Origin of the sequence: Synechococcus sp. H55.10 (genome assembly GCF_047502715.1) — a bacterium.
Lineage (GTDB): Bacteria > Cyanobacteriota > Cyanobacteriia > Thermostichales > Thermostichaceae > Thermostichus.
On the sequence record NZ_JANSJJ010000117.1, the window covers coordinates 1 to 830 of the forward strand.

1 protein-coding gene is annotated in these 830 nt (G+C 59.0%); it reads left to right on the forward strand.

Features of this window, described 5'->3' with window-relative positions; all coding sequences use genetic code 11:
• A partial coding sequence (locus NW858_RS08120) for an MgPME-cyclase complex family protein (RefSeq protein ID WP_414520257.1) occupies positions 1–312 on the forward strand: 312 nt, incomplete at its 5' end.
• Positions 313–830: the final 518 nt, after the last annotated feature.

The following is an 830-nucleotide window of genomic DNA, read 5'->3' on the forward strand; positions in this document are numbered from 1 at the left end:
ATTGTTGCCAGTCTGTCTTTTTTGCGCTCTGAACCTCTGGAGGAAGTGCTGGAGGAGCGTCGCCGACACTATGAGGAGCACCATCGCCTCATCGATTTCTTTTGGGTGCCCCAGCCGGCTTTCATGGAAGCTCCAGAGTTAAGGCTCCTACGCAACAAGTTGAAGGAGCCGCTGGGGGCAGTGGTCTCGACCAATGAGGATTTCATCCGTTGGCTGGCGCTGCGCCTCACTTTTGTGGAAAAGGGCAGCTTTGTAGCCCCCAGCGAGTCGATCCCGGATCCCTTGCGCTCCCTATCGTTGTCAGAAAGCTGATAGCCTTTCCCCACCATCGCCTTAGCGGCTTGCTCAGGGGGGAGGCACAACTTGGGCGGCCAGGGGTAAGCTGCCCTGGAGGGGAGGCAAGTTTGATTGCAGGCTAGGTCAAGATTTAAGATTAGGGCACCTCTCCCAAGCCAGCAGCGGTAATGCTGGAGCGCGGCAGGGAAAGCCAAGGCGGGAGAGAGGGATATGCTGGACGGGGGCACCATGACTTTGGAGCAACGATGGGACTGGCCGGAAGGGGAGGTGGAGGTCTGCCACCGGACTTCTCATCTTCGGGATCTTCCTTCCACATTTCCTTCAACTGAGGTGCTGAAGTCAGAGGCCCCCCCACTTGAGCCGCCGGCAAGTCCCCCCTCCGGCTCGCTGAAGTGTTCGTCGGGGGATCCCTTGCCAGAGCCCCCTCCCCAGGATCCCAAAGAGGATAGCCAAGTGGATTCCCCTTTCTCAGGGACAGGCCTGGGAAACTTTGCTGCCGTCCTGCGTCGACCCAACTTCCTGCTGCTGTGGAT